The sequence below is a fragment of the Rhodococcus sp. JCM 9793 genome (genome assembly GCF_055380405.1).
On sequence record NZ_AP043721.1, the window covers coordinates 4,083,954 to 4,110,353 of the forward strand.

Here is a 26,400-nt window from a genome sequence, read left to right on the forward strand (position 1 = left end):
GTGCCGAACTTTTTGATGAGACCAGCCAAATTTGCCATGGTCGCTGCCTCACTCGTCGCACTCACCGCATGCGGCACCGCACAGACCGACACCGATCCCCTCGTGTTGACCACCTTCACCGTGCTCGCCGATATGACACGCACCGTCGCAGGCGACCACATCCGGGTGGAATCGATCACGAAACCCGGCGCCGAAGTGCACGGCTACGAGCCGACACCCGGCGACCTGAGACATGCCGCCGAGGCGGCTCTCGTCCTCGACAACGGACTCGGTCTCGAACGCTGGTTCGAGCAGTTCCTCGCCGACACGGACGCCGCACACGTAGTGCTGACCGACGGTGTCGAACCCCTGCCCATCGGCGACGCGTCCTCGACACAGCTCAACCCCCACGCGTGGATGTCACCGCTGACCGCGCAGATCTACGTCGACAACATCGAGGCCGCGCTGAGCGAGCTCGTTCCCGAGCACGCCGCGGATTTCGCAGCCAACGCCGCCGCCTACCGGACCGAACTACAGGCCGTACACGACGAACTCGTCACGACGCTGGCAACCGTTCCCGAACACCAGCGGGCACTGGTCACCTGCGAAGGCGCATTCGGCTATCTCGTGCGCGACGCCGGAATGCGCGAGGCCTACCTGTGGCCGGTCAACTCCGACCAGCAGGGCACTCCGCAACAGGTCGCCCGCACGGTCGATTTCGTCCGCGACAACGACATCCCGGCGGTGTTCTGCGAATCCACCGTCTCCGACAAGGCACAGCGGCAGGTCGCCGACGACACCGGTGCCACGTACGGAGGCACCCTCTACGTCGATTCCCTGTCCGAACCCGACGGCCCGGTGCCCACCTATCTCGACCTTCTCCGCCACGATGTCGCAACCATCACGTCAGGACTGAACCCGTGACACTCTCCGGCACCGCGCACCCCGACCGTGCCCGCCTCTCCCGCCCTGCACTGAGCCTGGATCACGTCACCGTCCGATACGACACCGTCGTCGCACTCGACGGGGTGAGCCTCGAACTCGCCCCCGGCAGAGTGTGCGGGCTCGTCGGCACCAACGGCTCAGGAAAGTCCACCCTCTTCAAGTCCGTGATGGGTCTGGTCAAGCCGGACGAAGGTGAAGTCACCATCGGCGGTATCGGAATCACCGCGGCGCGACGGTCCGGCGCCGTGGCATACGTTCCGCAGGCCGAGGGCGTCGACTGGGACTTCCCGATCGGTGTACGCGACGTCGTGATGACCGGGCGCTACGGGCACCAGGGATGGATGCGCCGAGCACGTCGCGTCGACCACGAGGCGGTCGCGGAGGCACTCGAGCGCGTCGGCATGACCGCGCTCGCCCACCGCCAGATCGGGCAGTTGTCCGGAGGCCAGCGCAAACGTGTGTTCGTCGCACGGGCCATCGCGCAGCGCGCACCGCTGCTGCTCCTCGACGAACCTTTCGCCGGCGTCGACACGACTACCCAGGCGGCGCTGACCGAGGTGCTCCGCGACCTCGCTGCCGACGGACACGCCTTGCTGATCGCCACCCACGACCTCGCGGGCCTGTCACAGCTGTGCGACGAGGCGGTCCTGCTACAGAGGCGGGTGGTCCTGCACGACACTCCCGATGAGGTGTTGCGGCCGGAGAATCTTGCGCGCGCGTTCGGTGCGAGCACCGCGCCGGAAGAGGTGTCGTGATGCTCGAGCTGATTCTCGAACCACTGCAGTACGGATTCATGCAGCGCGCCCTCGTCGTCGCGGTCGTCACGACCGTGGTGTGTGCTCTGCTGAGCTGCTGGCTCGTGCTGATCGGATGGTCCCTGATGGGCGACGCCGTGTCACACGCCGTACTTCCCGGGGTTGTCCTGGCCTACCTCGTAGGTGCGCCGTTCGCCCTGGGCGCGTTGTTGTTCGCAGGTCTCGCGGTGGCGTTGATCTGGCTGGTCCGCGGGACCACGAAGATCAAGGAGGACGCCGCGATCGGAACGGTCTTCACCACGCTGTTCGCTCTCGGTATCGTGCTGATCTCGAAGAATCCCAGCCAGATCGACCTGCACCACGTGCTGTTCGGCAATCTGCTGGGCCTGTCGACATCCGACGTGTGGCAGATCTCCGGCCTCGCGGCCGCAGTGTTCGTGGTTCTCGCCGCGAAACGCCGCGATCTGACCTTGTTCGCGTTCGACCGGGTCCAGGCACACACGCTCGGCATCTCCCCCGCCAGGCTCTCGGCACTGCTGCTCGCTCTGCTCGCCATCACGATCGTGAGCGCGATCCAGGCCGTCGGCGTGATTCTCGTGGTCGCGATGCTCATCATCCCCGGCGCCACCGCATATCTGCTGACCGACAGGATGTCCCGAATGCTGGTCATCGCGCCGGTGCTCGGCGCACTCGGTTCGGTGGTCGGGGTGTATACGAGCTACTACACCGACGCGGCGACCGGCGGCGTGGTGGTCCTCGCTCAGGCCACTCTGTTCGCTGCCGCATACCTCTTCGCACCGCGACAGGGCCTGGTGACCACTGCACTGCGCCGGCAACCGGCCCGAGAAGGTGATTCTCGGCTGAAGGTTACCTAAGCTGGTCCCGTGCCTGACAGTCGTGAGCCCTCCACCGTGACCGACACCTTGTCGTCGGTTGCCCAGGACTACCTGAAGATCATCTGGACCGTCCAGGAATGGTCGGGTGAAAAGGTCTCGACGAAGCTGCTCGCCGAGCGCCTCGGCGTCTCGGCGTCGACGGTGTCCGAAGCGGTCCGCAGACTCGCCGACCAGGGAATGGTCGACCACGCCCGCTACGGGTCCATCTCGCTCACCGACAGCGGCCGCGACGCCGCCGTCGCAATGGTGCGCCGGCACCGCCTCATCGAGACATTTCTCGTCAGCGAGCTCGGCTACGGCTGGGACGAGGTGCACGACGAGGCGGAAGTTCTCGAACATGCCGTCTCCGAGCGCATGATCGCCGCGATCGACGCGAAGCTCGGCCATCCAGAGCGCGACCCGCACGGCGACCCGATCCCCACGGCGGCAGGCTCGATCCCCGCGCCGCCCGCCCGCGCACTCAGCGAGTTCGGCGACGGAGAGGGCGGACGTGTTGCCCGGATCTCCGACTCCGACCCGGCGATGCTGCGCTACTTCGACGAGGTCGGTATCGCTCTCGACACCGACATCGAAGTGGTCGAACGCCGCGACTTCGCCGGTACCGTCTCGGTGCGTATCGGAAGCCCGGACGGCACCACAGTGGATCTCGGAAATCCTGCAGCCGAGGCCATCTGGATCGTCTGACCCGCCCGTCAGCAGTCGCGACGACGGAGCCCGCACCAACCCGCGAGTACGGCTGCACCCGCCCACACCGCGGTCACGGCCATACCCGCCCAGGGCCCCGGCGAGCCGACCGGATCCAGCACGAGCACCTGACGACCCGCGCGATCGGGCAGATAGTCGGCGACGCCGCTGCTGCCTGCGACATCACCGAGCACGAACGACAGCAGCAGCACGAGCGGGACGAGAATTCCCAGTGTGGCTGCGGCATTTCGTAACAGGGTTGCCACGCCCGCCGCGAACAGTGCCATCAAGGTCAGATAGACGGCACACCCGAGGATCGCGCGGCCCGCAGCCGTGTCCATCGACGACATCCGGTGCTCTCCCAGCAGCATTCGACCACCGACGAAACACACGAGTGCCGTCGCCAGGCCGACGACGAAAGTGAGTCCCGCGACCACGGCCAGTCCGGCGAGGTAGAAGACACCGCGGCGGGGCACCGCGACGAGCCAGATCCTCAGCCCGTTGTTCTTGAACTGTGCAGCCGCAGCGAGGGCACCGAAGGTGATCGCGACGACCTGGCCGAAGTTGACACCGAAGAAGGAGATCAGCAGCGGGTCGAAATCGGGTTCGCCGGCCTCTTCCTTTCCCAGCGTCGCACTGCCGACCAAGGAGAATCCCACCGTCACGACGAAGAGGAGCGTGAGCACCCCGCCGAGTGACGGCAGGGACCGTACCTTGATCCACTCCGAACGGAGCACCGGTGCATACGACATGGCTAGACCTCCTGGTGTGTCGTGCCGGATGTGTGGGCCGTCGCGCACGACGTCAGAGCAAGGTAGGCCTGTTCGAGCGAGACCTGTTGCTCTGCGAGTTCGAGGACGGGGATGCCCGCGTCGGCGAGCAGCGCTCCGATCTCGTCGATCCGGGCACCGCGGACCATCCACCGCCCGCTCTCGTCCTCGACGGCCGTGAAACCGGAATGCGCGAGCACCTCGGCGGGGCTTGTGCCGTGCGGAGTGCGCAGGCGTACGGACGATTCGGCATGAGCACGGACGAACTCGTCAGTGGGAGCATCAGCGAGGATCCGACCTTCGCCGAGCACCAGGAGGTGATCTGCATACGAGGCCATTTCGGACATCAGATGACTCGAAACCAGGACGCTGCGGCCTTCGCGTGCGAACCGCGGCAACGCTTCTCTGATCCAGATGATCCCCTCCGGGTCCAGCCCGTTGGTCGGCTCGTCCAATATCAGTACCAGCGGGTCCCCGAGTAGTGCGGCGGCGATCCCGAGGCGCTGGCGCATTCCGAGAGAGAAGGACGAGACTCGCCGACCCTCGACAGCGGACAGTCCGACCTCGTCGAGGACCGCGCCGACACGGTCTGTCGGGATGCGATTACTCGCTGCGAGCGCCAGCAGGTGGTTCCGTGCGGTCCGTCCCGGGTGCGCGGCGTCCGCGTCGAGCAGCGAGCCGGCCAGCGTCAGCGGTTTCTCCGCTTCCGCGAAAGGCTTGCCGTCGATCGCGGCACTGCCGGAGGTCGGCCGGTCGAGGCCGAGGATCATGCGCATCGTGGTGGATTTGCCGGCACCGTTGGGACCGAGGAATCCGGTCACCACCCCGGGGCGCACCGAGAACGTCACGCGGTCGACCGCCCGGGTCGATCCGTATACCTTGGTGAGCTCGTGCACTTCGATCGTGGTCATGCACTCAGCGTCATCCGATCCGGTCGCGCGATCTCCCCCCACGGGTGGGATTCGTCTCCCCCGTTTCGGGGAGCCACCGGCGGCGTCGCAACTGGCACCATGAACGCATGATCCGCGAGATCGGCCGGCTGGTCGCCCGGCCGGCCACCTACAGCCGCGGACTACACCTGTGTCTGCCGTTGGCGTTCGCTGCGGTGTGGATCTTCATCGACGACGACCGGCCGTACATGCTCGCCCTGTTCGTCGTGCCGGTGGGGTTGGTGCCGGCGATGCGGCTCGCAGAAGGAATCCAGGCGCGCCTCTTCCTCACTCCCGGTGAGGGAGCCCGTGCTGACGAGCCGTCAATCGGCGCCGCATCGTCGGCGAGTTGGTCCGATCGGTGGCGCACCGTGCTCTGGCTCGAGGTCAGGCTCGCACTCAGCGCGGTGCTGTGCGCCGTGTGCGTACCGATGATCATCGTGTGCGCGGATCTCGTCGGTGCAGCGGTCGGAGGTGCGCCGAGCGGAGACGCCCTCGTGCGGATCGAGCAACCGCAGTGGTGGTACGCGCTGCTGATCCCACTTCCCGTCGTGGTGATTCTCACGACGGTTATCGGGCTCGGGTCCCTGGTCACCGTTCTGGCACGCTGGTTGCTCGGCCCCTCTGCCGCGGATCGGATGCGGGCCTTGGAGGAACGCACGGACCTTCTCCTCGAGCACACCCGTCTGGCTCGCGAACTGCACGATTCGATCGGTCATGCCCTCACCGCGGCGGTGCTGCAGGCCGGCGCGGCCCGTGCCGCCGAGGATCCCGAGTTCACGGCGCGTGCGCTGCGCGCCATCGAAGAAACCGGCCGTGCCGCGCTCGACGACCTCGATCGAGTCCTCCTCGTGCTGCGCGATTCCACAGGGCCTGGTCAGCGTCCCGCTCTCGCCGATGCTCATCGTCTGGTGGAGTCCGCACGATCCGCGGGTGCCGAGGTCGACGTCGTGGTCACCGGCCCTCTCGATCGTGTGCCCGGGCCTCTCTCTCGAGAGGGCTACCGCATCGTGCAGGAGTCGCTGACCAACGCGTTGCGTCATGCCGGTCCCGGCCCGGTCCTCGTCCGAGCACAGGTGGATGCCGATCGGCTCGAACTGGAGGTGACGAGCGCACTACCTGTCGGCGTGTCCCACACCGATCGTGGGAGCGGGTTGCGCGGTATCCACGAACGCACGGAACTTCTCGGTGGCCGCGCGGTCACCGGACCGGCCGACGGCGTCTGGCAGGTCCACGTCACGCTCCCGTTCGACGGAACGCGGTGATACGCATGACGATCACCGTGCTCCTCGTCGACGACGAACCACTTGCCCGCGCGGGACTGCGCGCGATCCTCGACGCTCAGCCGGACATCGTGGTCGTGGGCGAGGCCGGAGACGGTGCCGCCGTCGTCCCGCTTCTCCGGCGACTGCAGCCGACGGTGATCGCGATGGATGTGCGGATGCCGCTGATGGACGGGATCGACGCGACGCGCCTTGTCCTGCGGACCGTACCGTCACCGCCGAAGATCCTGATCGTCACGACCTTCGAGAACGACGAGTACGTCTACCGTGCCTTGCGTGCGGGTGCAAACGGATTCCTTCTCAAGCGTGCCCGCCCCGCCGAGATCGCCAATGCCGTCCGCACAGTGGCCGAAGGGGATTCGCTCCTCTATCCCGCTACTGTCCGGACACTCGCGGCGGGCCACAGCAACGCGCCCGCGCGCGAACAACTCGATCGTGCGACGCTCACCGAACGGGAGTCGACCGTTCTGCGGTTGATGACCCGGGGCATGTCGAACGCCGAAATCGCCACGCATATGTTCGTCGGAGCCGAGACGGTCAAATCGCATGTCAGTGCGATTCTGGCCAAGCTCGGTGTGCGCGACCGGACTCAGGCGGTGATCGTGGCCTACGAGTCGGGGTTCGTCACGACGTGAGCGTGCCCGGATCGATGTTCGGCAACCCACGCATGTTTCGCGAGCAGGCGTCCGGTGCCGCCGAACACGATCGGTCTCATGCGACGCGGCTCCTCACCCGGGCGGCAGGTGTGCCCGCCCAGATACTGAGCCCAGGAACGTGAGCAATGAGCGCCAGCGGCTTCACGACGGCCCAGTAGATCGGAGCCGGCAGCCCTGCCCGCCGACGGATCGGTCTGTTCCACTCGACACCGTCGACCATCCAGGCGACGAAGCGGACGGATTCCCATACGGTGTACCCGTCGATCCACGCGCGTTGCTCGAAGTCGTTCCAGTCCCGGTGGCTGAGCACTCGGGACACGATCTCCATGGCCTCGTCTTCTTCGTGTGCGAGATGTTCGATCAGTGGTTTTGCCAGCGTCTTCACTGCGTCCATCACGTCGCGAGGCTCCGTCCGCCCGGCGACAAGTCCGCGCGCGTGAGCTTCGAGGGCAAGCACCGGCCCGTCGATCGCGTGGTGCTCGGCCTGCATCGCGTCGAGTACCGCCGAGCTTCCGGGTTCGCGCTCGAGGAGCAGCGGCCAGAGGTGATGGTCTTCCCCTTCGTGATGCCATCGAAGTGTGTGCATCATCCACTGGAGGTGACGACCCAGGCGCCGACTGCGACGGGGCGACAGGTTCTCGGGAGATCCCAGGAGAATCTCGGATCGCTCGAGGTCGCGGCGAAGTGCGTTGTGGAACACGGACATGGTCAACGTGTCGGCCGCGAGCCACGGCAATCCGTCCGCCACTCCGGTCTCCGGATTCGTCATGGCACCCTTCCTTGTCTTGTGCATCCCAGTCTCTCCGTCGTTTATCGATTAATCAAACCGATAGATTCGATCAGTAGCATCGAAAATTATGATGGATGTATTGAAGCTCCAAGCGTTTGTCGCCGTGGCCGAGGAAGAGTCCTTCGGGGCCGCCGCCGACCGGCTCGGGATCGCGCAATCGACGATCAGCTCACGGATCAAAGAACTCGAATCGATTCTCGGGCAACGACTGTTCACCCGCACGAGCCGTCAGGTGCGGCTTTCGCATCCGGGCGAGGCGGCTCTACCGAGGGCGCGGGCCGCACTTACCGCACTCGACGGCGTGCAACAGGCAGTCGACGACGTTGCAGGGATTCGTCGCGGACGGGTACGACTGGGTCTCGTGACGGGCGCCGAAATCCCTGAACTGGGCGACACTCTGGCGACCTTCGCATCCGAGTTCCCCGGTGTCGAACTCGTCATCACCTCCGCGTCGAGCAACGACCTGGTGCAGTCGGTGTCCGACGGAGCACTCGACATCGCGATTGTGGTGCGCACCGATCCGACGCACCTGCGGTGGGTGGAACTGATGCGCGACCCGCTCATAGTGGTCGGCCTTCCGGCCACGACACGCACTGTCGCGATCACCGATCTGAGTAGCGAACCTCTTGTGGTCCTCGATGCCGGCGCTGGCGCACGCGACGCCCTCGAATCGGCGGCGCGGCGAGCCCGGACCCGTCTCGAAATCGCCGTCCAGGTCTCGACACCCGGCATGGCATGGGACCTGCACACACGGGGGATGGGTCTACTTGTCATCCCGCGTAGCCTCGCCGCCGGCGGTGGGGCCCTGCTCGTCGATGCCGACGAGGCAGAGACCAGTGTCATGGTCGGCCTCGTCGGTCACCCCGAAATACGGACGCCCGCCACCGAGCTACTCCTCGAACGACTCACGCTTCACATGGCCCCTGTCTCGGACCCGATCGCCGACGGAACGTCCTCAGATGTTCGACGGGCGAACTACGAACACCGATGACGCCCGCTTACCCTTCTCCTGGAGCAACGCCACTGCTCGCCCTTGTGGATCGATCGTGGCGTACACACCCGGCATTCCGATCGGGTCGAGCCAGCGGCCGTGCGAGAGCACCACGGCCTCGTCGTCCGTCACGGAGCGTGTGGGGAATGCCGTGAGGATTGCCGCGTCGAGGTCGAGGCTCGGGACCGGATCGTCCGCCAACTGCTCGAGGGTGCGTGCATGCTCGAGCCCGAACGGGCCCACCGTCGTGCGGCGCAGTGCAGTGAGGTGGCCGCCGACATCCAGTGCGACACCGAGGTCCCGGGCCAGCGCCCGGATGTACGTCCCGGACGAGCAGTCGACCTCGACATCGAGATCGACGAACGCCTCCTCCGCGAGGTCGCGGCGAGCAATGGTTTCGAAACGCGACACGGTGACCGTACGCGCGGGGATCTCCACGGCTTCGCCTTCGCGCATCCGCGCGTATGCGCGCTTACCATCGATCTTGATCGCGCTGACGCTGGCGGGGACCTGTTCGATTTCTCCGGTGAGAGCGGCGATTTCCGCGGCGATCCTGTCGTCGGTCACCGTCGAGGCGTCAACGGTGTCGAGGACCTCGCCTTCCGCGTCATCGGTGACTGTGCTCTGACCGAGGCGAATCGTGGCGGTGTACGACTTGGTGGTCAGTGCCAGCAGCCCCAGCAGCTTGGTGGCCCGTTCGACGCCGAGCACCAGAACCCCGGTTGCCATCGGGTCGAGGGTGCCGGCATGGCCGATCTTGCGGGTGCCCATCAGTTTTCGACACCGAGCGACGACATCGTGGCTGGTCATGCCCGCCGGTTTGTCGACGACGAGCAGTCCGGCGCGGGTGAGGGCGGGGTTTTCGGAGGCGGATTCGGTCAAGGGTCAGCGCACCGTGATCGCGGTGAGCACCAGGCCGTCGTCCACCAGCCAACGACCGTCGAAACCGGTCAGCGGCGGTCCGTCCGAGGTGTCGCCCGGGACCAGCAGCTTCGACCGGAATGTGCCCGAGGTCGCGCCCGACTCGTCGCGTTCGAAAGTGATGTGGGCGTCTTCGAAACCGAGCCACCGGCCGGTGAGCGGGAACCACGCCTTGTAGGTGGCTTCCTTGGCGCAGAACAGCACCCGATCCCAATGCAGGTCGGTGTCGGTGGCCGAGGCGAGCCATGTGCGTTCGACGTCGAGACTGACGGCGTCGAGGACACCGTCCGGGAGGCGGTCGTGCGGCTCGGCGTCGATCCCGAGCGAACGGACCTGCAGCGAGTAGCCGAGGACGGCTCCGCGGTAGCCGTCGCAGTGTGTGAGACTGCCGACCACTCCGCGTGGCCAGACCGGTGCACCCTTGTCGCCCTTGAGGATCGGGGCCGGTTCGACGCCGAGCCGGCTCATCGCCTGACGCGCACAATGTCGCGCGCCGATGAACTCGCGGCGACGCTTCTCGACCGCTCTGGCGATGAGGGGTTCCTCCTGAGGGTGGGCCACCAGGCCCGGTGGGTCGGAGAACAGTTCCGCGGCAGCGACGCCGTCCGGAACGATCCGCGCGATCAGACCGCCTCGTGCACCGACCTGGGATTCGGTCGTCGACTCCGTCACCGCAGTTCCTTCTCTCGTTCCGCCCGAAACTTCTCGGCTTCGGCTTCCATCTCGGGGGTCACCGTGAAGTGACCGCCCCACTTGTTGAGCGTGCCCGGCGGGTAGTCCGGGACGGGCAGGATCTGGCGCAGCACATTGTCCGGGAGGCCACGTCGCTGCCATTCGCGCGGATATCCGACCGACACCTCCTCGAAGCGCACCCCGTCGTAGTAGGTGGTGCGCGGGATGTGGAGGTGCCCGTACACACTGCACATCGCCCGGTACCGCACGTGCCAGTCGGCTGTCTCCGTGGTGCCACACCACAGCGCGAACTCGGGATAGAACAGCATGCGAGTGGGTTCACGGACGAGCGGGAAGTGATTGATCAGTACGGTCGGCAGTTCGGGATCGAGCGCGTCGAGCCGCGCGCGAGTCTGCTCGAGGCGCGCCCGGCACCACGTGTCGCGGGTGATGTACGGATCGGGCTTCAGCAGGAATTCGTCGGTCGCGACCACATTGCGCTCCCGCGCCAACGCGAGGCCGTCCGCCTTCGTGGTGGTGCCGTCCGGCAGAAACGAGTAGTCGTACAGCAGGAACATCGGCACCAACGTGACCGGCCCGTCGTCACCCTCCCAGACCGGATACGGGTCCTCCGGGGTGATCACGCCGAGTTCGCGGCACATCGTCACGAGGTAGTCGTAGCGAGCAACCCCGTGCATCTGTACGGGATCTTTCGCTGTGGTCCACAGTTCGTGATTGCCGGGAACCCAGATCACCTTCGCGAAGCGTTCACCGAGTAGTTTCAGCGCCCAACGAATGTCATCGGTCTTTTCCGAGACATCGCCGGCGACAATGAGCCAGTCGTCCGGCGATTCGGGGAACAGATCCTCGGTGACCGGCCGGTTGCCCCGGTGTGCCACATGGATGTCACTGACCGCCCACAGTTTCGCTGCCACCGGTTCCTACCCTCCCGTTCCGTTGTCCGCGCGGACCTGCCGGTCCGCACCCGTCACTGCCCAGCGTCCCGTCCGGGTGCGCCACACGACGGCAATCATCCGAAACACGATGAACACCGTAAGCCCCGTCCAAATTCCCGCAAGCCCCCAGTCGAAGGCGAGCGAGCCCCAGATCAACGGCAGGAACCCCAGTAGCGCGGCCGCGAGTGTGGCAGTGCGGAGGAACGCTGCGTCGCCCGCGCCGAGCAGCACTCCGTCCAACGCGAACACCACTCCTGCCAGCGGCATGATCGCGATGAAGAACCACCATGCGACATCGATCTGGCCGAGTACGGCGTCATCGGTGGTGAAGAGGCCGGGGATGATTGTGCGACCGACGAGGAAGAACAGCGCAAGGCACGCCCCGAACAGGGCCGACCAGGCCGTCACCCGCCAGGCGATCCGGTTCGCGAGGCGCGTGTCCTTCGCTCCGAGGGCAGAACCGACGAGCGCTTGTGCTGCGATGGCGAGCGAGTCGAGGGCGAGCGTGACGAAGTTCCACAATTGGAGAACCACCTGGTGCCCGGCGACGGCAGCGGCACCGAACCGCGCGGCCACCGCGGCCGCAGAGAGGAAGCACACCTGGAACGCCAGGCTCCGGGCGATCAGATCGCGGCCGAGGCGCAATTGCGCGACGATCACCGCACGACGCGGCCGATACGACACACCCGACCGCAACAGTGCCACGATGAACAGCGCAGCAGCGACGAACTGCCCCACGACGTTGGCGACCGCCGAACCGACGAGTTCCCACCGTGGAGCTCCGAGCAGGCCGTGCACCAGGATCGGGCACAACACCGCCGAGAGACCCAACCCCAGCACCACATATCGCAGTGGTCGTGCGGTGTCCTGTACGCCGCGCATCCACCCGTTGCCGGCAAGGCTGATGAGGATCAGCGGCGCACCGAACAGCGCGACACGCAGCCAGGACACGGCGGCGGTCGCGATCTCGTCGTCACCGGCGATCAGGCTCGCGACAGGTGCCGCGAGCAGCTGCCCGATCACGACGATCACGGCACCGACACATAGCGCCAGCCAGGTGGCCTGGATTCCTTCCGTGACGGCGTCGTCGTGCCGGTCGGCGCCGTGGAACCGCGCGGCACGGGCGGTCGTCCCGTACGACAAGAAGGTCAGCTGCGTCGTGACCTGGGCGAGGACGAGACCGCCGATGGCCAGCCCGGCGAGCGGCAGCGCGCCGAGTCGTCCCACGACAGCGATGTCGAACAGCAGGTAGAGGGGCTCAGCGGCAAGCACTCCGAGCGCCGGCAGCGCGAGCCCGAGGATTCGCCGACCGGATACGTCGAGTGGGATCGCCGCGGGTTCTGCCGACCCCATCATCCGAGCGCGGCGCGCAGGGCAGCGACGATCTCCTCGGAGTCGCCGTGTGCGGTGTAGCCGGACGCGAATCGGTGCCCGCCACCTCCGAGGGCGGTCGCCACGAGTGAGACGTCCACGTCGCGCTTGGAGCGCAACGACACCGTCCATTCCTGCGGACCGACCTCCTTGAACACCGCAGCGACCTCGGCTTCCACCGTGGTACGCACTATGTCGATGACGCTCTCGATCTCTTCGGCACCGAGGTGTGCGGAGTCCGCGCGACGCACCAATGCGTATACCAGTCCACGATCGCTCGCGGCCTCCGGTACCAGCGTCGCGGACGCCAGGACCGACGAGAGCATCGGCAACCAGCCGAACGGGTGTGTGTCGAGAAGTGTGCGGGTGATGTTCGCACCGTCGATACCGGTCGCGAGCAAACGCTCCGCGAGCGTGTGGGTACCCGGTCGCACCCACCGGAACGACCCGGTGTCGGTGGCGAGCCCGGCGAACAGGCAGTGAGCGATGTCGGTATCGATCTCGATACCCCAGGTGTCGAAGACGTCCGCGAGCACTGTCGCGGTGGCCTCGGCGCCCGCGTCGATGAGATTGTGGGTTCCGAATCTCGTGTTGGATCGGTGGTGGTCGATGACCAGCGAGTTCCGGGCGCCCTCGAGTCTGGTCCGCAACCCGCCGAGACGACCGGCCGTGCCGCAGTCCACCGCGACGAGCAGGTCCACTTCGTCCCGGACCTCATCCGCCGCAGCGATCAGATGGACGCCCGGCAGGCCTCGCATCGACAAGGGCACCGCGTCGGGCGTCGCGAACGCCACCTGCACGGGGATCCCTCGTCGTTCGAGGACCATGCCTAGCGCCAGCCCGCTGCCGAGGGTGTCGGCATCGGGCTGGACGTGGCACAGCACGGTCACCGTCTCCGCAGCGGAGAGCAGCGCGACGGCACCGTCGAGATCGACTGCGCTGTCGTGGCCGGGCGACGATTCGAAGTCGGACATGATGTCGTTATTCGTCGTCGTCACGTTCGCGAGGTTCCTTGTACGGATCGGAGTCGCCTGCCGGGACCGCGCCCTCACGTGCCCGTGCCACCTCGTCGTCCGCCGCGCGTGCCCGCTCGAGGAGTTCTTCCATGTGACGAGCGGTTTCAGGAACGGTGTCGGTCGCGAACGTCAACGTCGGGGTGAATCGGACACCGGTTGCGGCACCGACCTTCGATCGCAGGATTCCCTTGGCCTTCTCGAGCCCGGCGGCTGCCGACTCGAGGTCGGCCTCGGTGTCCAGATCTGCGCCGCGCACGGTGTAGTAGACCGTCGCGTCGTGCAGGTCGGCGGTGACCTTCGCGTCGGTGATGGTGATGAATTCGAGCCGTGGGTCCTTGATCTCATGGTCGATCGCGGTGGCCACGATGGTAGAGATGCGCTTCGCGAGGCGGCGCGCGCGTGCTGGATCGGCCATGTCGTTCGTTCCTCCTCGGTCGCCGGTCTGCGGCGACCACTCTCTGTGTTCTGTCGGTCCGTCAGTCTTCCGGGCCGAACACTCTTCGTCTGGTGGAGAGCAGTTCCAGTTCGGGACGGTCCGCGGCGAGATTCTCACACTTGTCGAGTATCTCGCGTACGTGCGCGAGGTCGGGTGCGGCCACTGCCACACCGAGCTTCGTGCGTCGATGCAGATCCTGGTCTCCGGTCTCCGATGCCGATACACCCAGACGACGCAACTCAGCGAGAACCGGCCTGATCAGCGATCGCTTCCCCTTGAGCGAATGGACGTCGCCCAGGAGGATGTCCAGCTCGAGCGCTCCCAGATACATCGTCGGCCCTTCCCCGTCGGATCCGGATCTCTCGACACGCCCGTGGCGGCGGACGACATGGTCGTCCACCGCCACCGGTCGAGATGTGTCAGTCGCGCGGCTTCTCGCGCAACTCGTACGCCTCGATCACATCGCCGACCTTGATGTCGGAGTAGGTGACCGTGAGACCACATTCGTAGCCTTCGCGCACCTCGACGACGTCGTCCTTCTCACGCCGCAGCGACGAGATCGTGACGGTCTCCGCAACCACGTTGTTGTCGCGGAGCAGACGTGCCTTGGCGTTGCGCTTGACGATTCCCGACTGCACGAGGCAACCGGCGATGTTGCCGACCTTCGACGACTTGAAGATCGCACGGATCTCGGCGCGGCCGAGCTCGACCTCCTCGTAGATCGGCTTGAGCATGCCCTTGAGAGCCTTCTCCACCTCGTCGATCGCCTGGTAGATGATCGAGTAGTAGCGGATGTCGACGCCCTCGCGGTTCGCCAGCTCCGTGGCCTTGCCTTCGGCGCGAACGTTGAAGCCGATGATCACGGCGTTCGACGCCGCAGCGAGGTTGACGTTGGTCTCGGTGACTCCACCGACACCGCGGTCGATGACCCGCAGACGCACCTCGTCGTCGATCTCGATACCCATGAGCGCCTCTTCGAGGGCCTCGACGGTACCCGAGTTGTCGCCCTTGAGGATGAGGTTGAGCTCGTTGTGCTCCTTGAGAGCTGCATCGAGATCCTCGAGGCTGATCCGCTTGCGGCTCTTCGCGGCCAGAGCGTTGCGCTTGCGCGCATTGCGCCGGTCGGCGATCTGCCGGGCGATGCGGTCTTCCTCGACGACGACCAGGTTGTCACCTGCACCGGGCACCGACGTGAAGCCGATGACCTGGACGGGCCGCGACGGAAGCGCCTCGTGCACGTCCTCACCGAACTCGTCGACCATGCGCCGCACGCGGCCGTACGCGTCGCCGGCGACGATGGAGTCGCCGACACGCAGGGTGCCGCGCTGGATCAGGACCGTGGCCACCGGACCGCGACCGCGGTCGAGGTGCGCCTCGATGGCGACGCCCTGCGCCTCCATGTCCGGGTTCGCCCGCAGGTCGAGGGACGCGTCTGCGGTGAGCAGCACGGCCTCGAGCAGTTCGTCGATGTGCAGACCCTGCTTCGCGGAGATGTCGACGAACATGGTGTCGCCGCCGTATTCCTCGGTGACCAGGCCGTACTCGGTGAGCTGCTGCCGGATCTTGTCCGGGTTCGCGCCCTCCTTGTCGATCTTGTTCACCGCGACGACGATCGGCACGTCGGCCGCCTGTGCGTGGTTGATCGCCTCGACGGTCTGCGGCATGACACCGTCGTCCGCCGCGACCACGAGAATCGCGAGGTCGGTCGACTTCGCACCGCGGGCACGCATAGCGGTGAACGCCTCGTGACCCGGGGTGTCGATGAAGGTGATCAGGCGATCTTCACCGTTGAGGTGTGTCATGACCTGGTAGGCACCGATGTGCTGCGTGATGCCACCGGCCTCCGCCTCACGGACGTTGGCCTTACGGATGGTGTCGAGCAGTCGGGTCTTGCCGTGGTCGACGTGACCCATGACCGTGACCACCGGAGGACGCTGCTGGAGCTCTTCCTCGCCGCCTTCATCCTCGCCGTACTGGATGTCGAACGACTCGAGCAGTTCGCGGTCCTCGTCCTCGGGCGAGACGACCTGCACGACGTAGTTCATCTCCGAGCCGAGCAGCTCGAGCGTCTCATCGTTGACCGACTGAGTGGCCGTGACCATCTCGCCCAGGTTGAAGAGGGCCTGCACGAGTGCTGCCGGGTTCGCGTCGATCTTCTCCGCGAAGTCGGACAACGACGCGCCACGTGCGAGACGAATTGTCTCACCGCTGCCGCGTGGCAGCCGCACGCCACCGACGGCGGGCGCCTGCATCGAATCGTATTCCTGCCGCTTCTGCCGCTTCGACTTACGGCCACGACGCGGAGCTCCACCGGGACGACCGAACGCACCGGCTGCACCGCCGCGTCCACGGCCACCGCCGCCGCCACCGGGACGACCCCGGAAGCCGCCGGGAGCACCTGCACCGGCACCTGCACCGGCGCCGCCGCCTGCACCACCACCGGCTCCGCCACCGCGGTAGCCGCCGCCACCGCCGGGACGACCGCCGGGTGCGCCGCCCGGGCGACCCGGACGTCCGGCCGCGGCCGGACGCGCAGCACGCTGCGGCATCGCACCCGGGTTCGGGCGCGGAGGCATGGAACCGGGGGACGGACGAGGTCCGCCCTGGCCGGGAGCCGGACGGGGACCGCCCTGGCCCGGAGCCGGACGCTGACCACCGGCGGCCGGACGTCCCTGGCCCGGAGTCGGGCGGGGGCCGCCCTGACCGGGAGCGGGACGCGGTCCGCCGGGTCCCGGACGGGGACCGGCCGGGCGCGGAGCGGGCCGCTCGGCAGGAGCGGACGAGTACGGGTTGTTACCGACGCGCGGGGACTTCGGACCCGGACGCGGGGCCGGCTTCGGACCCGGCGTCGGAGCCTTCGGTGCCGGCTTCGCAGCGGAAGCCTGAGCCTCCGCCTGCGGAGCTTCCTGGGCGGCCGGAGCTGCAGGCGCCGGAGCTGCAGCTGCAGGCGCGGCGGGGGCCGGAGCTGCGGGAGCCGGAGCTGCGGGCTTGGGGGCACCGGGCCTCGGCCGTGCCGAAGGGGCCGGTGCCGGGGTCTGGGCCGCCGGCGTTTCCTTCTCCTGAGCTGCAGGCGCGGCAGCAGCTGGAGCTGCGGGTGCCGGAGCTGCGGGTGCCGGAGCTGCCGGGCGCGGACCCGGACGCGGTGCGCCGGGACGCGGGCCGGGGCTGGGAGCGGACTTCGCCGTCGGGGCGTCGTCGCCATTCGCCTTCCCGAACGAATCACGCAGGCGGCGTGCCACCGGGGGCTCCACCGTCGAAGACGCTGACTTCACGAACTCGCCTTGCTCCTTGAGCTTTGCGAGTAGTTCCTTACTTGTGACACCGAGTTCTTTTGCCAACTCGTGCACGCGGGCCTTGCCTGCCACTGCTCTCCTCACTGATGAGGTCGAGCGGCCAATGCCCGCACGACCTCGGGTTATCTCCGATGGACGTTCATCGCTGGTGCTTCACGGTGTGCTCATGAGTGTTCGTGCCTGTTCTTCTCAGAGTTCGATGTCACTGTTGGTGTCCTGCCGTCGGGGTCGTTGTGCGACCTCTCCGCCATGGACCCGACCAGCTGATCCAGCGCTGAGATATCCGGACCTCCGGACACCTTCAGTGCTCTGCCGAATGCTCGACGCCGAACGGCCAGGTTCAGACACTCCACGGTGGGATGCATCCATGCACCTCGCCCTGAAAGCCTGCGCCCCGAATCGGGGACGACCACGAAACCTTCCGGTTCCGAGCCTCGCGCCACGACTCTCAGCAGTTCGGCAGCCAGCGTTCGCTGCCGACATCCGACGCAAGTGCGCACCGGGCCGGTGCGCTCCGGGCCGACGGAGGGCAGGTCATGCTGAACCATCGACCACTGTACCGCTGTTTTGCCCGAAATCCCGCATCCCACCTTCACCTGCCTGTCGGGGAGTCACCGGCACCCTCTGCCTCGACGGGTGCAGCGTCGCTCCGAATGTCGATTCGCCACCCGGTCAGGCGCGCTGCGAGACGTGCGTTTTGCCCTTCCTTGCCGATCGCGAGCGACAACTGGAAGTCGGGAACGACCACCCGTGCAGCGCGCGCATCCGGGTCCACGACCGTGACGGAAACCACCTTCGACGGCGACAATGCGTTGCCGACGAACTTCGCGGGGTCCTCGTCGAAGTCGATGATGTCGATCTTCTCTTCGCCGAGTTCGCGCATCACGTTGCGCACGCGCTGACCCATCGGTCCGATGCACGCGCCCTTCGCGTTGAGCCCGGGCACGACCGAGTGCACAGCGATCTTCGAACGGTGGCCGGACTCCCGCGCGACCGCGACGATCTCGACGGACTCGTCGGCGATCTCGGGAACTTCGAGGGCGAACAGCTTGCGAACCAGGTTCGGGTGCGTGCGGGACAGGGTGATCTGCGGTCCGCGTTGGCCGCGCGAGACACCCACGACATAGCACTTGATGCGGTCGCCGTGTTCGTAGCTCTCTCCCGGCACCTGCTCGGCCGGCGGGATCAGTCCTTCGGTGGTGCTGGCGTCGCCGCCGATCTTGACGACCACCATGCCGCGGGCGTTGGCGCGTGAGTCGCGCTGGACGACACCGCTGACGATCTCACCCTCGTGAGTGGAGAACTCACCGAACCGCTGCTCGTGCTCCGCGTCGCGGATCCGCTGCATGATCACCTGGCGGGCAGTGGTCGCGGCGATGCGCCCGAAGTTCTCGGGGGTGTCGTCCCATTCGGCGATGACGTTGCCGTCCTCGTCGCGTTCCTCGGCGAGCACCTGGATCGCCCCGGTCTTGACATCGACCACGACCCGCGCGTGCGGCTGATGTCCGTCGACATGCCGGTAGGCGGTGAGCAACGCCGTCTCGAGCGTCTCGATGAGCTCGTCGAACGGAATGTTCTTCTCCGACTCCAGCATCCGCAGAGCCGCAATTTCGATATTCACTTGTCCATCCTCAGTTCGTTGCTTTCGGTGCCGTCGTCCACCGCGTTCTCGTCGTCGTCTGCCGTGTCGCCGACCGCGTTCTCGTCGATCTCACCGGCCTGCACGCGCCCGTCCGGCAGTCCACCGGCCAGTTCCAGCTCTCGCGGATTCGGGGGTGAGAACTCGATCTCGACCACCGCCGTGCGTACGTCGGACAGCGGCAGGGATCGAACGAAAGGACCCTGCTTGTCGGACGCCACCACTCGAATGGTGTCGCCGACGAGCTCGCCGATCCGGGCGACGAACGTCTCGTCGGCCGTCTCGATCCGAGCCTTGCGGCCCTGAGCGCGCCGCCAGTGCCGATCGAGCGTCATCGGCCTGCCGATGCCCGGACTCGTCACTTCGAGGACGTACGGGGACTCCCCGAAATCGGAGACGGAATCGAACGCTTCGGACACCAGACGGCTCAGGCGGGCCGCCTCGTCGAGTCCGAGGCCCGCATCACTGTCGACCATCAGACGAACGGTGCTGTGCTTTCCGGCGGCGGTCACGACCACGTCCTCGAGGTCGTAGCCCTCGTTGTCGAGAAGATCCGTGACGAGCTCGACGATCCTCTCCGGGGGTGGCACAGGCATGGTGAGCGGGCTCCTCGTTCAGTTGTGATCGCAGCGGACACCGGCCGGGACGGTCGTTCCGGCAGATATCCAGCCTAACGTGCAATTCGCCGCGCCGTGACCAGGCCGGGGTCGTTGTCCGTCACACCCGACTGGCAGGATGGTCCGGTGCCGATGCCAGTGACGCGATCCTCGATGTCCCGACGAACACTGTTGCGATGGTGCTCGGCTGCAGCAGGAGGAGTCTCGGTGGCGGCCGTCACCGGGTGCGGAATCACCGACGACAGCGAGCCGGAACCCGACCCGTTGCTCGCCCAGGCCGCGCGTGCCCGCACCGATGCGTCGACCGCGACCGCGCTGGTTGTTCTCGTCCCCGATCTCGCTGAATCACTGACCACGATCAGCTCCGAGCGCACGGCACACGCCGACGCGCTCGTAGCCGAGATCGCTCGCGCGGCAGGTGCCACGACGAGTTACACCCCGCCCTCGTCGACGACCACGACCTCTACGCCCGGAGAAGGTCCGACCGTCGAACTGCTACGCGAGCGCCTGACACAGTCGCAGCGCAGCGCGGCTGATGTCGGCCGCACCCTCCAAGGGTTCCGCGCGGGGATGCTCGCCTCCATCAGCGCCGCGTGCGCGGTCGAGACGGCGGTGCTGCTGCCGTGACATCGCCCGAACTCGGTCCCGAACAGCAATCCCTCGTCGATGCCCTCGCGGCCGAACACTCCGCTGTGTTCGGGTACGGCGTCGTGTCCGCATTCGCGGACCCGGCTCGTGCCGACGACGTGGCGACCGATACCGCGGCGCATCGTGCGCGGCGCGACGCCACGATCGACGCGTTGATCTCGGTCGGTGTAGATCCGCCGGTCGCGGCACCCGGATACACGGTGCCGTTTCCTGTCATCGACCCGTCAAGTGCCGCACGACTCGCACTGCAGATCGAAACCGACACCGCGGTCGCGTGGCGCTCGGTGGTCGAGCGGGCTCGAAGCGAACCGGCCCGGGCGAACGCGATCGAGGCACTCACCGACACCGCGGTGCGTGCCGCGCACTGGCGGACGCACCTCGGCATCGTTCCGCCGTCGGTGCCGTTCCCCGGTCGGTCCTGAGGACCTGCGACCTGGCCGACCCCCTCGGCAGACGACACACGGTCACACTTCCTGGCGGCGCATCCACCACACCGTTCCGGCCGTGAACACAAGGATGTAGACCGCGAGCACGCCCGCGGCGGTCGGGCCGCTCAGAATGTCCACGACACCCGGTGTCGCGTCACCCGCAGCGCCACCGCGCAGTGCACCGGCCAGCGACCCCGCCGCGGTGCCGGGCAGCCAGTCGGTCACCAACGTCATCGGTTCGAGGACCGCACCGACGCCGCGCAGCAGATTCTCGACGACGAGGACCCATACCAGCCCGAGCCCGACCGAGAGGGCGGGTCCACGCGCGACCGCGCCGATCAGCGCCCCGGCGCTCGTCCACATCCCCAGAATCAATGCACCGGCGCCGAGCGCCCGCAGTAGTGATCCCGGGTCCGGAAGTGCGGCGGATCGGGATTCGACGCCCGCGATGAGCGCCGCGACCCCCAGATCGATCACGCACACGGCGACCACGAGAACGAGGACCACGGCGCCGAGCATCGCCAAGGTCGCACCGATCACCGCTGTCCGCGACGACCCCTGGGTGAAGGCCGTCTTCCAGGTGCCCCAGCCGTATCCGCTGCCGACGGTGAGGGCGCCGAGTATCAACATCAGGGCACCGCCGAACATCGCCATCCCCTGGGTGAAGACCGAGGGCACAGCATCAGGCAGCATCCGATCCAGCAGCACCTCCGCAGGTGCGGTGCTCGACATACCGGTCGTTCCCCCGGTTCGGAAGGTGATGTAGTCGAAGACGTACAGGAAGACGAGGTTCAGCACGATCCACGACGCGAGCAGTACCCACATCGTCGGCCATGTCCGCAGACGTTGCAGCTCTGCGCGAGTCCCGGCAATCAAGGTGTTCATCACAGCTCCTTGTCGCAGCCCATGAACTACTCGTTCACGACTGTTCGTGTGCGTCGGTGGTCATGCGGAAGAAGACGTCTTCGAGCGACTGCTCACGTCGGGTCAGTTCGTGCAGTTCGATTCCGGCACCGACCAATGCCCGCACCAGTCCGGGTGTCCGCTCTTCGTCGATGTCGACGAGCAGCAGGTCCCCGTCGCGACCGAGCGCGGCGGGCGACACCAGCAGCGCAAGGACCCTGTGCGCCTCATCGAGAGGCTCGGCTCGGACGGCAAGTCTGCTGTCGCCGCGCAGATCGGCGACAGTGGATTCAGCAACGAGGCGGCCGTGCGAAATGACTCCGACGCGGTCGCACACCTCTTGGACCTCGGCGAGCATGTGACTCGACAACAGCACCGCATGACCGTGGTCGGCGAGGTCGACGACGAGGTCGCGCATCTCGGCCATCCCCGCAGGGTCCAGGCCGTTGGTGGGTTCGTCGAGGATCAGCAACTCCGGCTCACCGAGCAATGCGGCACCAACGCCGAGTCGCTGTTTCATACCCATCGAGTAGGTGCGGTACGGGTCGTCGCCGCGATCCAGCAGGCCGACACGGTGCAGTGCCGCCTCGACATGCATGTCCTGCAGGGCCCGGTATCGGGCAAGCACCCGGAGGTTGTCGCGGCCGGACAGATACGGATAGAAGCCCGGGGACTCGATGAGCACACCCGCGCGCGACGCGACGGCGGGTGTTCCCGGAGCGCGTCCGAAGACCATCGCGGATCCCGAGGTGGGCCGGACGAGCCCGGCCAACATACGCAGCGTCGTCGTCTTTCCGGCGCCGTTGGGACCGAGGAATCCGTAGACCTCGCCACCGTGTACGTGTAGATCGACCGAATCCACGGCGGTCTGCGTGCCGTATCGCTTGGTCAGTCGGTCTGTGACCACGATTTCGTTCGACATGATTCGACAATGCGCTGCACGAGCATGTCGGCACATCGGCCTCGAGGCGTCACATGACGTACGTGTCGCGGACCATGGGTCAGCGGCCCGATCCGAGGATCTCTGCCGTACGGCGGAACATCTGATCGGCAGGGTGGGCTTCCGGCACGACGTCGGATTCGTTCATGTAGACCACGACGGTCGCGCCCGAATCGGGGTTGTGGAAGATGGCCGCCGTGAAACCGAGGCCCTCGCCGTTGTGCCCCCACCATCCTGCCGTCTCGCCGATCCCGAGGGCATAGATGTCGTACGGTGGCCCCACGTCCAACGGCGCCCCTTGTTGCCGCTCGGCTTGGGTCTCCGGCTGCAGGAGCATGCCGGTGGCAAGGACCTCGCCCCACACTCGACCGTCGTCGAGGTTGCTGATCATGGAGCCGGCCGGCCCGAAGATCGACAGGTTGTCGGGCTGCTCCTCGAGACCTCCCTCATCCTCCGCGTACCCGAGTGGATGTGGATCGGCCCACTGCGCGGCGTCGAGGACGTACTCGGTGCCTTCCAGCCCGAGGGGCCTCAGGATGCGCTCGTCGAGGACGTCGGCGAACTGCTGCCCCGTTGCCTGCTCGACGACGGCGCCGAGCAGGTTGGTGTTCGCGTTGGTGTAGACCTTTTTCTCCCCGGGTGCGAACTGCGCCGGCGCACCGAGCACGAAACTGTTCAACTCATCGAGCGTGAAGATCCTCGCGGGGTCCTCGGAGAACACTTCGACAAATCTGTCGTCGGTGTAGTCGGCGTTGCCACTGGACATCCCGGCAAGTTCTCGGAGAGTGATCCTGTCTCCGTCCGTGACGCCGTCGACGTACTGGTCGATCGTGTCGTCGAGACCGATCGTGCCCTCGTCCACCAATTGGAGGATGAGGGTGACGGTGTACGACTTGGTGATACTCCGCAGTGGCCAGGTCATGTCGGTGGTGACAGCGACCTCGCCCTCGATGTCTGCGGTGCCGACCGTCGCAATCCAGGTGCCTTCACCCGGAACCCATACGCCCACGGCGGCTCCGGGCACCCCGTATTCGGTCACCGTCCGATCGAGTGCGCCCTGCAGTGCTGTCCGGAGGGGGGCGGGGAGCGTCCCCTCGGGCGCAGCCGGACGGGTGACAGTGGCCGATCGGGCGGGCACCCGTTCGTCGGCCGGGGACGTCGAGCACGCCGCGGCGAGGACGGCGACGGTCGCCACGAAGACGACGGTGATCAGTGAGCGCGAGAGTCGCGCCGTACCGTGCAGATCGATGGTCATGCGACATCCCCAGTTGTGTCGTCCACCAGAGCGCTGGGACAGCGGCGCGCTTTCAGCATGACGTGTCGGCGAGGTTTCCATATGCGGTTCACGCCATCGGCCTCGAGGCGTCCGCTGTGCTACGCGCCGCGGACGATGACAGCACACTTCCCGCTGGTCTACCTTCGGGCTTGTGGTCACTACCGGCGGCACCGCGGGCGGTCTCTCCTGGCTCGACCGGGTCTTTCCACCGGCCGGCCGGGCATTGTTGCTGATCGATGTGGGATCGGCCGCGGCCATAGCGGTGATCCAACTCATCGGCAGCCGCGCTGCGAACATCGATCAGACACAGGCAGTCCCGCTCGACACCGTCGGGTACGTCCTGCTGCTGGTCGGTCCGATCGCTCTGCTGGTGCGGCGTCGGTATCCGATGACGGTGCTGCTCATCGTCCTGGCCGCGACCGCGACGTATTTTTCGCGCGGCTACGGGTACGGTCCGGTGTTCCTGTCGCTGATCGTCGCGTTCCTCACCGCGAGCACCGTCGGATCACGATGGCGTACGTATCCGCTGCCTGCGATGGGCTATGCGTATTTCGTGTGGGGCGGACCGGCGATCTTCCCCGCAGAGCCACCGAGTGCGATCCAGGCCGCCGGCATCGCGGCGTGGCTGCTGGTGCTCGTCGCACTGGCGGAGATCATTCGGCAACGCCGCACCGCCCGCCTCGCCCGGCAGGAACGACTGGCGGCCGCCGAGCGATCGACCGCGGAGGAACGCCGACGACACGCGAGCGAGGAACGACTCGAGATCGCGCGCGAACTGCACGACGTGCTGGCACACAGTCTGTCGTTGATCCACGTGCAGTCGTCGGTCGCGCTCGAGTTGTTCGATGCGCATCCCGAGCAGGCGCGTCCCGCTCTGAGCACGATCAAAACCACCAGCCGCGAGGCGATCGACGAGGTACACGCGCTTCTCGCCTCGTTGCGCAGTGGCGGCGAGGGAGTGCAGACCACGCCGGCGCCCCGGATCGCCGATCTCGATGCTGTCGTCGACCGCGCACGTGTTGCCGGCGTGGAAGTCGAGACCCAGGTGCGAGGTGTGCCGGTCCGCGTGCCGAATCTCATCGATGTCGCCGCGACGCGGATCGTGCAGGAGTCTCTGACGAACGTGGCGCGCCACGCGGGCGGCGCACCCGCGACCGTCACCGTCACCTATACCGCGCAGCGCCTCCTCATCAACGTCGACAATCGCTTCGGCACCAAGACTCCACCGACGCTCGAGGAGTCCGGTCCATCCGACGTCGGCGGCGGCGGCAACGGTATCGCCGGTATGCGTGAGCGGGCACGCGCGCTCGGCGGTACGTTCTCTGCGGGACCGCGGCCCGACGGCGGTTTCCGGGTTCGCGCCGAGTGGCCACTCCCCCACGAGCATGAGGTGACCGGATGACGATCCGGGTTGTGGTGGCCGACGATCAGGCGCTCGTGCGGGCCGGGTTCGTTGCGCTGCTCGACGCACAGGACGGCATCACCGTGGTCGGAGAGGCCGCCGACGGCGAGGCTGCGGTGGCCATGACCGAGACACTCGTCCCGGACGTGGTGCTGATGGATATCCGCATGCCACATCTCGACGGACTCGCTGCCACGGCTCGAATCGTGGCCCACCCCGAACTGTCCTCGGTGCGGGTGGTGGTGTTGACGACATTCGAACTCGACGAGTACGTCTTCGAAGCGATGCGGGTGGGCGCGACCGGTTTCCTCGTCAAACACACCGAACCGGCAGATCTGGTTCGTGCGGTACGGGTCGTGGCAGAGGGAGATGCGCTGCTCTCGCCGTCGGTGACACGAAAGTTGGTGGCGGAGTTCGCCGCACACACGAAGCAGGCGCCGCCCGCGCCGGGACTCGAGCGGCTCACCGAGAGGGAGCGGGAGGTGATGGTTCTGGTCGCCGAGGGCCTGACCAACCGTGAGATCGGCGACCGACTGTTCCTGAGCCCCGCGACGGTGCGTACCCATGTGAGCCGGATCTTGCTCAAGCTCGGTGCGCGGGACCGGACCCAGTTGGTGGTGCTGGCCTACGAATCCGGTCTGGTGCGGCCTGGATGGCAGGAGAGTTGACCGTTCGACCGACGTCGTTCGTCCTGTTGGCAGCGTATCGGCGCACTAGACTGCGGGTGCGCGACCGTCCGTACAGCGATATGGGAGCACATCATGAAATCAGTCGACCCGTACCTGAATTTCAACGGCAACACCGAAGAAGTATTCACCTTCTACCGATCCGTCTTCGGCGGCGAACTACAGCTGGCACGCTTCAGCGACATGGACACCGGCGACATGGAGTTGACCGAGGAACAGAAGAACGGCGTCGCCCACGTCGCACTCCCGTTGGGCGACAGCACGCTCATGGGATCCGACGTACCCGAGGCGATGGGTACCGTCACCGCCGGAACGAATTTCGCGATCTCGATCGACGCCGACAGCGCCGAGGAAGCCGACCGGGTGTTCGACGGACTGTCCGAGGGCGGTGAGGTGTCCATGCCACTGGGGAAGGTGGAATGGGCCGAGCGCTTCGGCATGTGCACCGACAAGTACGGCGTGCAGTGGATGATCGGCTACACCGGGGACGTGGTATTCGGCGCACCCTGATCATTCGT

General features: G+C 66.8%; 29 protein-coding genes. 12 read left to right on the plus strand and 17 right to left on the minus strand.

What is annotated here, in order from left to right; all coding sequences use genetic code 11:
- The first annotated feature begins 36 nt into the window (after nt 1-36).
- Genes ACZ46K_RS20995 through ACZ46K_RS21010 form a run of 4 tightly spaced genes read left to right on the plus strand, consistent with a single transcriptional unit; the run spans nt 37 to nt 3,259 of the window.
- Nucleotides 37-903 carry a metal ABC transporter substrate-binding protein gene (locus tag ACZ46K_RS20995; protein ID WP_464744565.1) on the plus strand — a complete coding sequence of 289 codons (867 nt, stop codon included), beginning with the start codon at nt 37-39 and terminating at the stop codon, nt 901-903.
- Nucleotides 904-953: 50 nt separating this feature from the next.
- Complete coding sequence (locus ACZ46K_RS21000) at nt 954-1,679, plus strand: metal ABC transporter ATP-binding protein (protein ID WP_464749429.1); 726 nt, start codon at nt 954-956, stop codon at nt 1,677-1,679.
- Nucleotides 1,679-2,554 (plus strand): metal ABC transporter permease, encoded by an 876-nt coding sequence (locus ACZ46K_RS21005; protein ID WP_464744567.1) that lies wholly within the window; start codon nt 1,679-1,681, stop codon nt 2,552-2,554. The genes ACZ46K_RS21000 and ACZ46K_RS21005 overlap by 1 nt, the downstream gene beginning before the upstream one ends.
- A 9-nt stretch (nt 2,555-2,563) precedes the next feature.
- Complete coding sequence (locus tag ACZ46K_RS21010; RefSeq protein WP_464744568.1) at nt 2,564-3,259, plus strand: metal-dependent transcriptional regulator; 696 nt, start codon at nt 2,564-2,566, stop codon at nt 3,257-3,259.
- An 8-nt stretch (nt 3,260-3,267) separates the two neighbouring features.
- Here ACZ46K_RS21010 and ACZ46K_RS21015 read toward each other — a convergent pair whose 3' ends face one another.
- On the minus strand, nt 3,268-4,011 hold the full coding sequence (locus tag ACZ46K_RS21015) for an ABC transporter permease (RefSeq protein ID WP_054810175.1): 744 nt from the start codon (nt 4,009-4,011) through the stop codon (nt 3,268-3,270).
- A 2-nt stretch (nt 4,012-4,013) separates the two neighbouring features.
- Nucleotides 4,014-4,940, minus strand: coding sequence for an ABC transporter ATP-binding protein (locus tag ACZ46K_RS21020; RefSeq protein WP_464744570.1), 927 nt, complete (start codon nt 4,938-4,940; stop codon nt 4,014-4,016).
- A gap of 107 nt (nt 4,941-5,047) precedes the next feature.
- Here ACZ46K_RS21020 and ACZ46K_RS21025 point away from each other — a divergent pair, with 107 nt between their 5' ends.
- A complete protein-coding gene (locus ACZ46K_RS21025; RefSeq protein WP_464744572.1) occupies nt 5,048-6,223 on the plus strand; it encodes a sensor histidine kinase in 1,176 nt (391 codons plus the stop codon).
- Nucleotides 6,224-6,228: 5 nt separating this feature from the next.
- On the plus strand, nt 6,229-6,876 hold the full coding sequence (locus tag ACZ46K_RS21030) for a response regulator transcription factor (protein WP_464744574.1): 648 nt from the start codon (nt 6,229-6,231) through the stop codon (nt 6,874-6,876).
- A 76-nt stretch (nt 6,877-6,952) separates the two neighbouring features.
- Here ACZ46K_RS21030 and ACZ46K_RS21035 read toward each other — a convergent pair whose 3' ends face one another.
- Nucleotides 6,953-7,666, minus strand: coding sequence for a hemerythrin domain-containing protein (locus ACZ46K_RS21035; protein ID WP_464744576.1), 714 nt, complete (start codon nt 7,664-7,666; stop codon nt 6,953-6,955).
- Nucleotides 7,667-7,754: 88 nt separating this feature from the next.
- Here ACZ46K_RS21035 and ACZ46K_RS21040 point away from each other — a divergent pair, with 88 nt between their 5' ends.
- Entirely contained in the window at nt 7,755-8,678 is a 924-nt protein-coding gene (locus ACZ46K_RS21040) for a LysR substrate-binding domain-containing protein (RefSeq protein WP_054806845.1), read from the plus strand.
- Here ACZ46K_RS21040 and truB read toward each other — a convergent pair.
- The 11 genes from truB to rimP all read right to left on the minus strand — a co-directional run bounded on the left by truB (nt 8,643) and on the right by rimP (nt 19,578).
- Nucleotides 8,643-9,560 (minus strand): tRNA pseudouridine(55) synthase TruB, encoded by a 918-nt coding sequence (gene truB, locus ACZ46K_RS21045; RefSeq protein ID WP_054806846.1) that lies wholly within the window; start codon nt 9,558-9,560, stop codon nt 8,643-8,645. The genes ACZ46K_RS21040 and truB overlap by 36 nt on opposite strands.
- Nucleotides 9,561-9,563: 3 nt before the next feature.
- Nucleotides 9,564-10,226: a 4'-phosphopantetheinyl transferase Npt gene (gene npt, locus ACZ46K_RS21050; protein ID WP_054810177.1), complete on the minus strand. Its 663-nt coding sequence runs from the start codon at nt 10,224-10,226 to the stop codon at nt 9,564-9,566.
- Nucleotides 10,227-10,267: 41 nt separating this feature from the next.
- A complete protein-coding gene (locus tag ACZ46K_RS21055) occupies nt 10,268-11,206 on the minus strand; it encodes a metallophosphoesterase family protein (RefSeq protein WP_464744577.1) in 939 nt (312 codons plus the stop codon).
- Between the two features lie 6 nt (nt 11,207-11,212).
- Nucleotides 11,213-12,583: an MATE family efflux transporter gene (locus tag ACZ46K_RS21060; protein ID WP_464744579.1), complete on the minus strand. Its 1,371-nt coding sequence runs from the start codon at nt 12,581-12,583 to the stop codon at nt 11,213-11,215.
- Nucleotides 12,580-13,596, minus strand: a complete 1,017-nt coding sequence (locus ACZ46K_RS21065; RefSeq protein WP_464744581.1) for a DHH family phosphoesterase — start codon at nt 13,594-13,596, stop codon at nt 12,580-12,582. The genes ACZ46K_RS21060 and ACZ46K_RS21065 overlap by 4 nt, the downstream gene beginning before the upstream one ends.
- On the minus strand, nt 13,580-14,029 hold the full coding sequence (gene rbfA, locus ACZ46K_RS21070) for a 30S ribosome-binding factor RbfA (protein ID WP_054806847.1): 450 nt from the start codon (nt 14,027-14,029) through the stop codon (nt 13,580-13,582). The genes ACZ46K_RS21065 and rbfA overlap by 17 nt, the downstream gene beginning before the upstream one ends.
- 61 nt (nt 14,030-14,090) lie before the next feature.
- Nucleotides 14,091-14,381 carry a DUF503 domain-containing protein gene (locus ACZ46K_RS21075; RefSeq protein WP_054806849.1) on the minus strand — a complete coding sequence of 97 codons (291 nt, stop codon included), beginning with the start codon at nt 14,379-14,381 and terminating at the stop codon, nt 14,091-14,093.
- An 88-nt stretch (nt 14,382-14,469) separates the two neighbouring features.
- Nucleotides 14,470-17,415, minus strand: a complete 2,946-nt coding sequence (infB, locus tag ACZ46K_RS21080) for a translation initiation factor IF-2 (RefSeq protein ID WP_464744584.1) — start codon at nt 17,413-17,415, stop codon at nt 14,470-14,472.
- A gap of 92 nt (nt 17,416-17,507) precedes the next feature.
- Complete coding sequence (locus ACZ46K_RS21085) at nt 17,508-17,891, minus strand: YlxR family protein (RefSeq protein ID WP_464744586.1); 384 nt, start codon at nt 17,889-17,891, stop codon at nt 17,508-17,510.
- A gap of 44 nt (nt 17,892-17,935) precedes the next feature.
- The gene (gene nusA / locus ACZ46K_RS21090) at nt 17,936-18,964 is read right to left on the minus strand and encodes a transcription termination factor NusA (RefSeq protein ID WP_054807670.1); all 1,029 of its coding nucleotides are present in this window, start codon (nt 18,962-18,964) and stop codon (nt 17,936-17,938) included.
- The gene (gene rimP / locus ACZ46K_RS21095; RefSeq protein ID WP_054807671.1) at nt 18,961-19,578 is read right to left on the minus strand and encodes a ribosome maturation factor RimP; all 618 of its coding nucleotides are present in this window, start codon (nt 19,576-19,578) and stop codon (nt 18,961-18,963) included. The genes nusA and rimP overlap by 4 nt, the downstream gene beginning before the upstream one ends.
- Before the next feature lie 228 nt (nt 19,579-19,806).
- Here rimP and ACZ46K_RS21100 point away from each other — a divergent pair, with 228 nt between their 5' ends.
- Both ACZ46K_RS21100 and ACZ46K_RS21105 read left to right on the plus strand, forming a co-directional pair.
- Nucleotides 19,807-20,226 (plus strand): hypothetical protein, encoded by a 420-nt coding sequence (locus tag ACZ46K_RS21100; protein WP_464744588.1) that lies wholly within the window; start codon nt 19,807-19,809, stop codon nt 20,224-20,226.
- Complete coding sequence (locus tag ACZ46K_RS21105; protein ID WP_464744589.1) at nt 20,223-20,669, plus strand: ferritin-like domain-containing protein; 447 nt, start codon at nt 20,223-20,225, stop codon at nt 20,667-20,669. The genes ACZ46K_RS21100 and ACZ46K_RS21105 overlap by 4 nt, the downstream gene beginning before the upstream one ends.
- Nucleotides 20,670-20,711: 42 nt before the next feature.
- Here ACZ46K_RS21105 and ACZ46K_RS21110 read toward each other — a convergent pair whose 3' ends face one another.
- From ACZ46K_RS21110 to ACZ46K_RS21120, 3 genes are all read right to left on the minus strand, one after another.
- On the minus strand, nt 20,712-21,560 hold the full coding sequence (locus tag ACZ46K_RS21110; protein WP_464744591.1) for an ABC transporter permease: 849 nt from the start codon (nt 21,558-21,560) through the stop codon (nt 20,712-20,714).
- A 34-nt stretch (nt 21,561-21,594) separates the two neighbouring features.
- Nucleotides 21,595-22,500, minus strand: a complete 906-nt coding sequence (locus ACZ46K_RS21115) for an ABC transporter ATP-binding protein (RefSeq protein WP_054810899.1) — start codon at nt 22,498-22,500, stop codon at nt 21,595-21,597.
- A 79-nt stretch (nt 22,501-22,579) separates the two neighbouring features.
- The gene (locus ACZ46K_RS21120) at nt 22,580-23,773 is read right to left on the minus strand and encodes a serine hydrolase domain-containing protein (RefSeq protein ID WP_464744593.1); all 1,194 of its coding nucleotides are present in this window, start codon (nt 23,771-23,773) and stop codon (nt 22,580-22,582) included.
- Nucleotides 23,774-23,945: 172 nt separating this feature from the next.
- On the opposite strand from ACZ46K_RS21120, the gene ACZ46K_RS21125 reads away from it, so the two are divergent.
- From ACZ46K_RS21125 to ACZ46K_RS21135, 3 genes are all read left to right on the plus strand, one after another.
- Nucleotides 23,946-25,196 (plus strand): sensor histidine kinase, encoded by a 1,251-nt coding sequence (locus tag ACZ46K_RS21125; protein ID WP_464744595.1) that lies wholly within the window; start codon nt 23,946-23,948, stop codon nt 25,194-25,196.
- Nucleotides 25,193-25,864, plus strand: a complete 672-nt coding sequence (locus ACZ46K_RS21130; RefSeq protein ID WP_054810775.1) for a response regulator — start codon at nt 25,193-25,195, stop codon at nt 25,862-25,864. Before ACZ46K_RS21125 ends, ACZ46K_RS21130 begins: the two co-directional genes overlap by 4 nt.
- 93 nt (nt 25,865-25,957) lie before the next feature.
- Nucleotides 25,958-26,392: a VOC family protein gene (locus ACZ46K_RS21135; RefSeq protein WP_464744597.1), complete on the plus strand. Its 435-nt coding sequence runs from the start codon at nt 25,958-25,960 to the stop codon at nt 26,390-26,392.
- The last annotated feature ends 8 nt before the right edge of the window (nt 26,393-26,400 follow it).

What these genes read in the sequence shown, in the direction of transcription:
- ACZ46K_RS21130 (WP_054810775.1), top strand. Translation starts at nt 25,193, where the DNA reads ATGACGATCCGGGTTGTGGTGGCCGACGATCAGGCGCTCGTGCGGGCC.
- ACZ46K_RS21025 (WP_464744572.1), top strand. Translation starts at nt 5,048, where the DNA reads ATGATCCGCGAGATCGGCCGGCTGGTCGCCCGGCCGGCCACCTACAGC.
- ACZ46K_RS21135 (WP_464744597.1), top strand. Translation starts at nt 25,958, where the DNA reads ATGAAATCAGTCGACCCGTACCTGAATTTCAACGGCAACACCGAAGAA.
- ACZ46K_RS21085 (WP_464744586.1), bottom strand. Translation starts at nt 17,891, where the DNA reads ATGGTTCAGCATGACCTGCCCTCCGTCGGCCCGGAGCGCACCGGCCCG.
- ACZ46K_RS21060 (WP_464744579.1), bottom strand. Translation starts at nt 12,583, where the DNA reads ATGATGGGGTCGGCAGAACCCGCGGCGATCCCACTCGACGTATCCGGT.
- ACZ46K_RS21015 (WP_054810175.1), bottom strand. Translation starts at nt 4,011, where the DNA reads ATGTCGTATGCACCGGTGCTCCGTTCGGAGTGGATCAAGGTACGGTCC.
- ACZ46K_RS21075 (WP_054806849.1), bottom strand. Translation starts at nt 14,381, where the DNA reads ATGTATCTGGGAGCGCTCGAGCTGGACATCCTCCTGGGCGACGTCCAT.
- ACZ46K_RS21115 (WP_054810899.1), bottom strand. Translation starts at nt 22,500, where the DNA reads ATGTCGAACGAAATCGTGGTCACAGACCGACTGACCAAGCGATACGGC.
- ACZ46K_RS21035 (WP_464744576.1), bottom strand. Translation starts at nt 7,666, where the DNA reads ATGACGAATCCGGAGACCGGAGTGGCGGACGGATTGCCGTGGCTCGCG.
- ACZ46K_RS21120 (WP_464744593.1), bottom strand. Translation starts at nt 23,773, where the DNA reads ATGACCATCGATCTGCACGGTACGGCGCGACTCTCGCGCTCACTGATC.
- ACZ46K_RS21020 (WP_464744570.1), bottom strand. Translation starts at nt 4,940, where the DNA reads ATGACCACGATCGAAGTGCACGAGCTCACCAAGGTATACGGATCGACC.
- ACZ46K_RS21030 (WP_464744574.1), top strand. Translation starts at nt 6,229, where the DNA reads ATGACGATCACCGTGCTCCTCGTCGACGACGAACCACTTGCCCGCGCG.
- rimP (WP_054807671.1), bottom strand. Translation starts at nt 19,578, where the DNA reads ATGCCTGTGCCACCCCCGGAGAGGATCGTCGAGCTCGTCACGGATCTT.
- ACZ46K_RS21110 (WP_464744591.1), bottom strand. Translation starts at nt 21,560, where the DNA reads ATGAACACCTTGATTGCCGGGACTCGCGCAGAGCTGCAACGTCTGCGG.
- ACZ46K_RS21005 (WP_464744567.1), top strand. Translation starts at nt 1,679, where the DNA reads ATGCTCGAGCTGATTCTCGAACCACTGCAGTACGGATTCATGCAGCGC.
- ACZ46K_RS20995 (WP_464744565.1), top strand. Translation starts at nt 37, where the DNA reads ATGGTCGCTGCCTCACTCGTCGCACTCACCGCATGCGGCACCGCACAG.
- rbfA (WP_054806847.1), bottom strand. Translation starts at nt 14,029, where the DNA reads ATGGCCGATCCAGCACGCGCGCGCCGCCTCGCGAAGCGCATCTCTACC.
- ACZ46K_RS21040 (WP_054806845.1), top strand. Translation starts at nt 7,755, where the DNA reads ATGATGGATGTATTGAAGCTCCAAGCGTTTGTCGCCGTGGCCGAGGAA.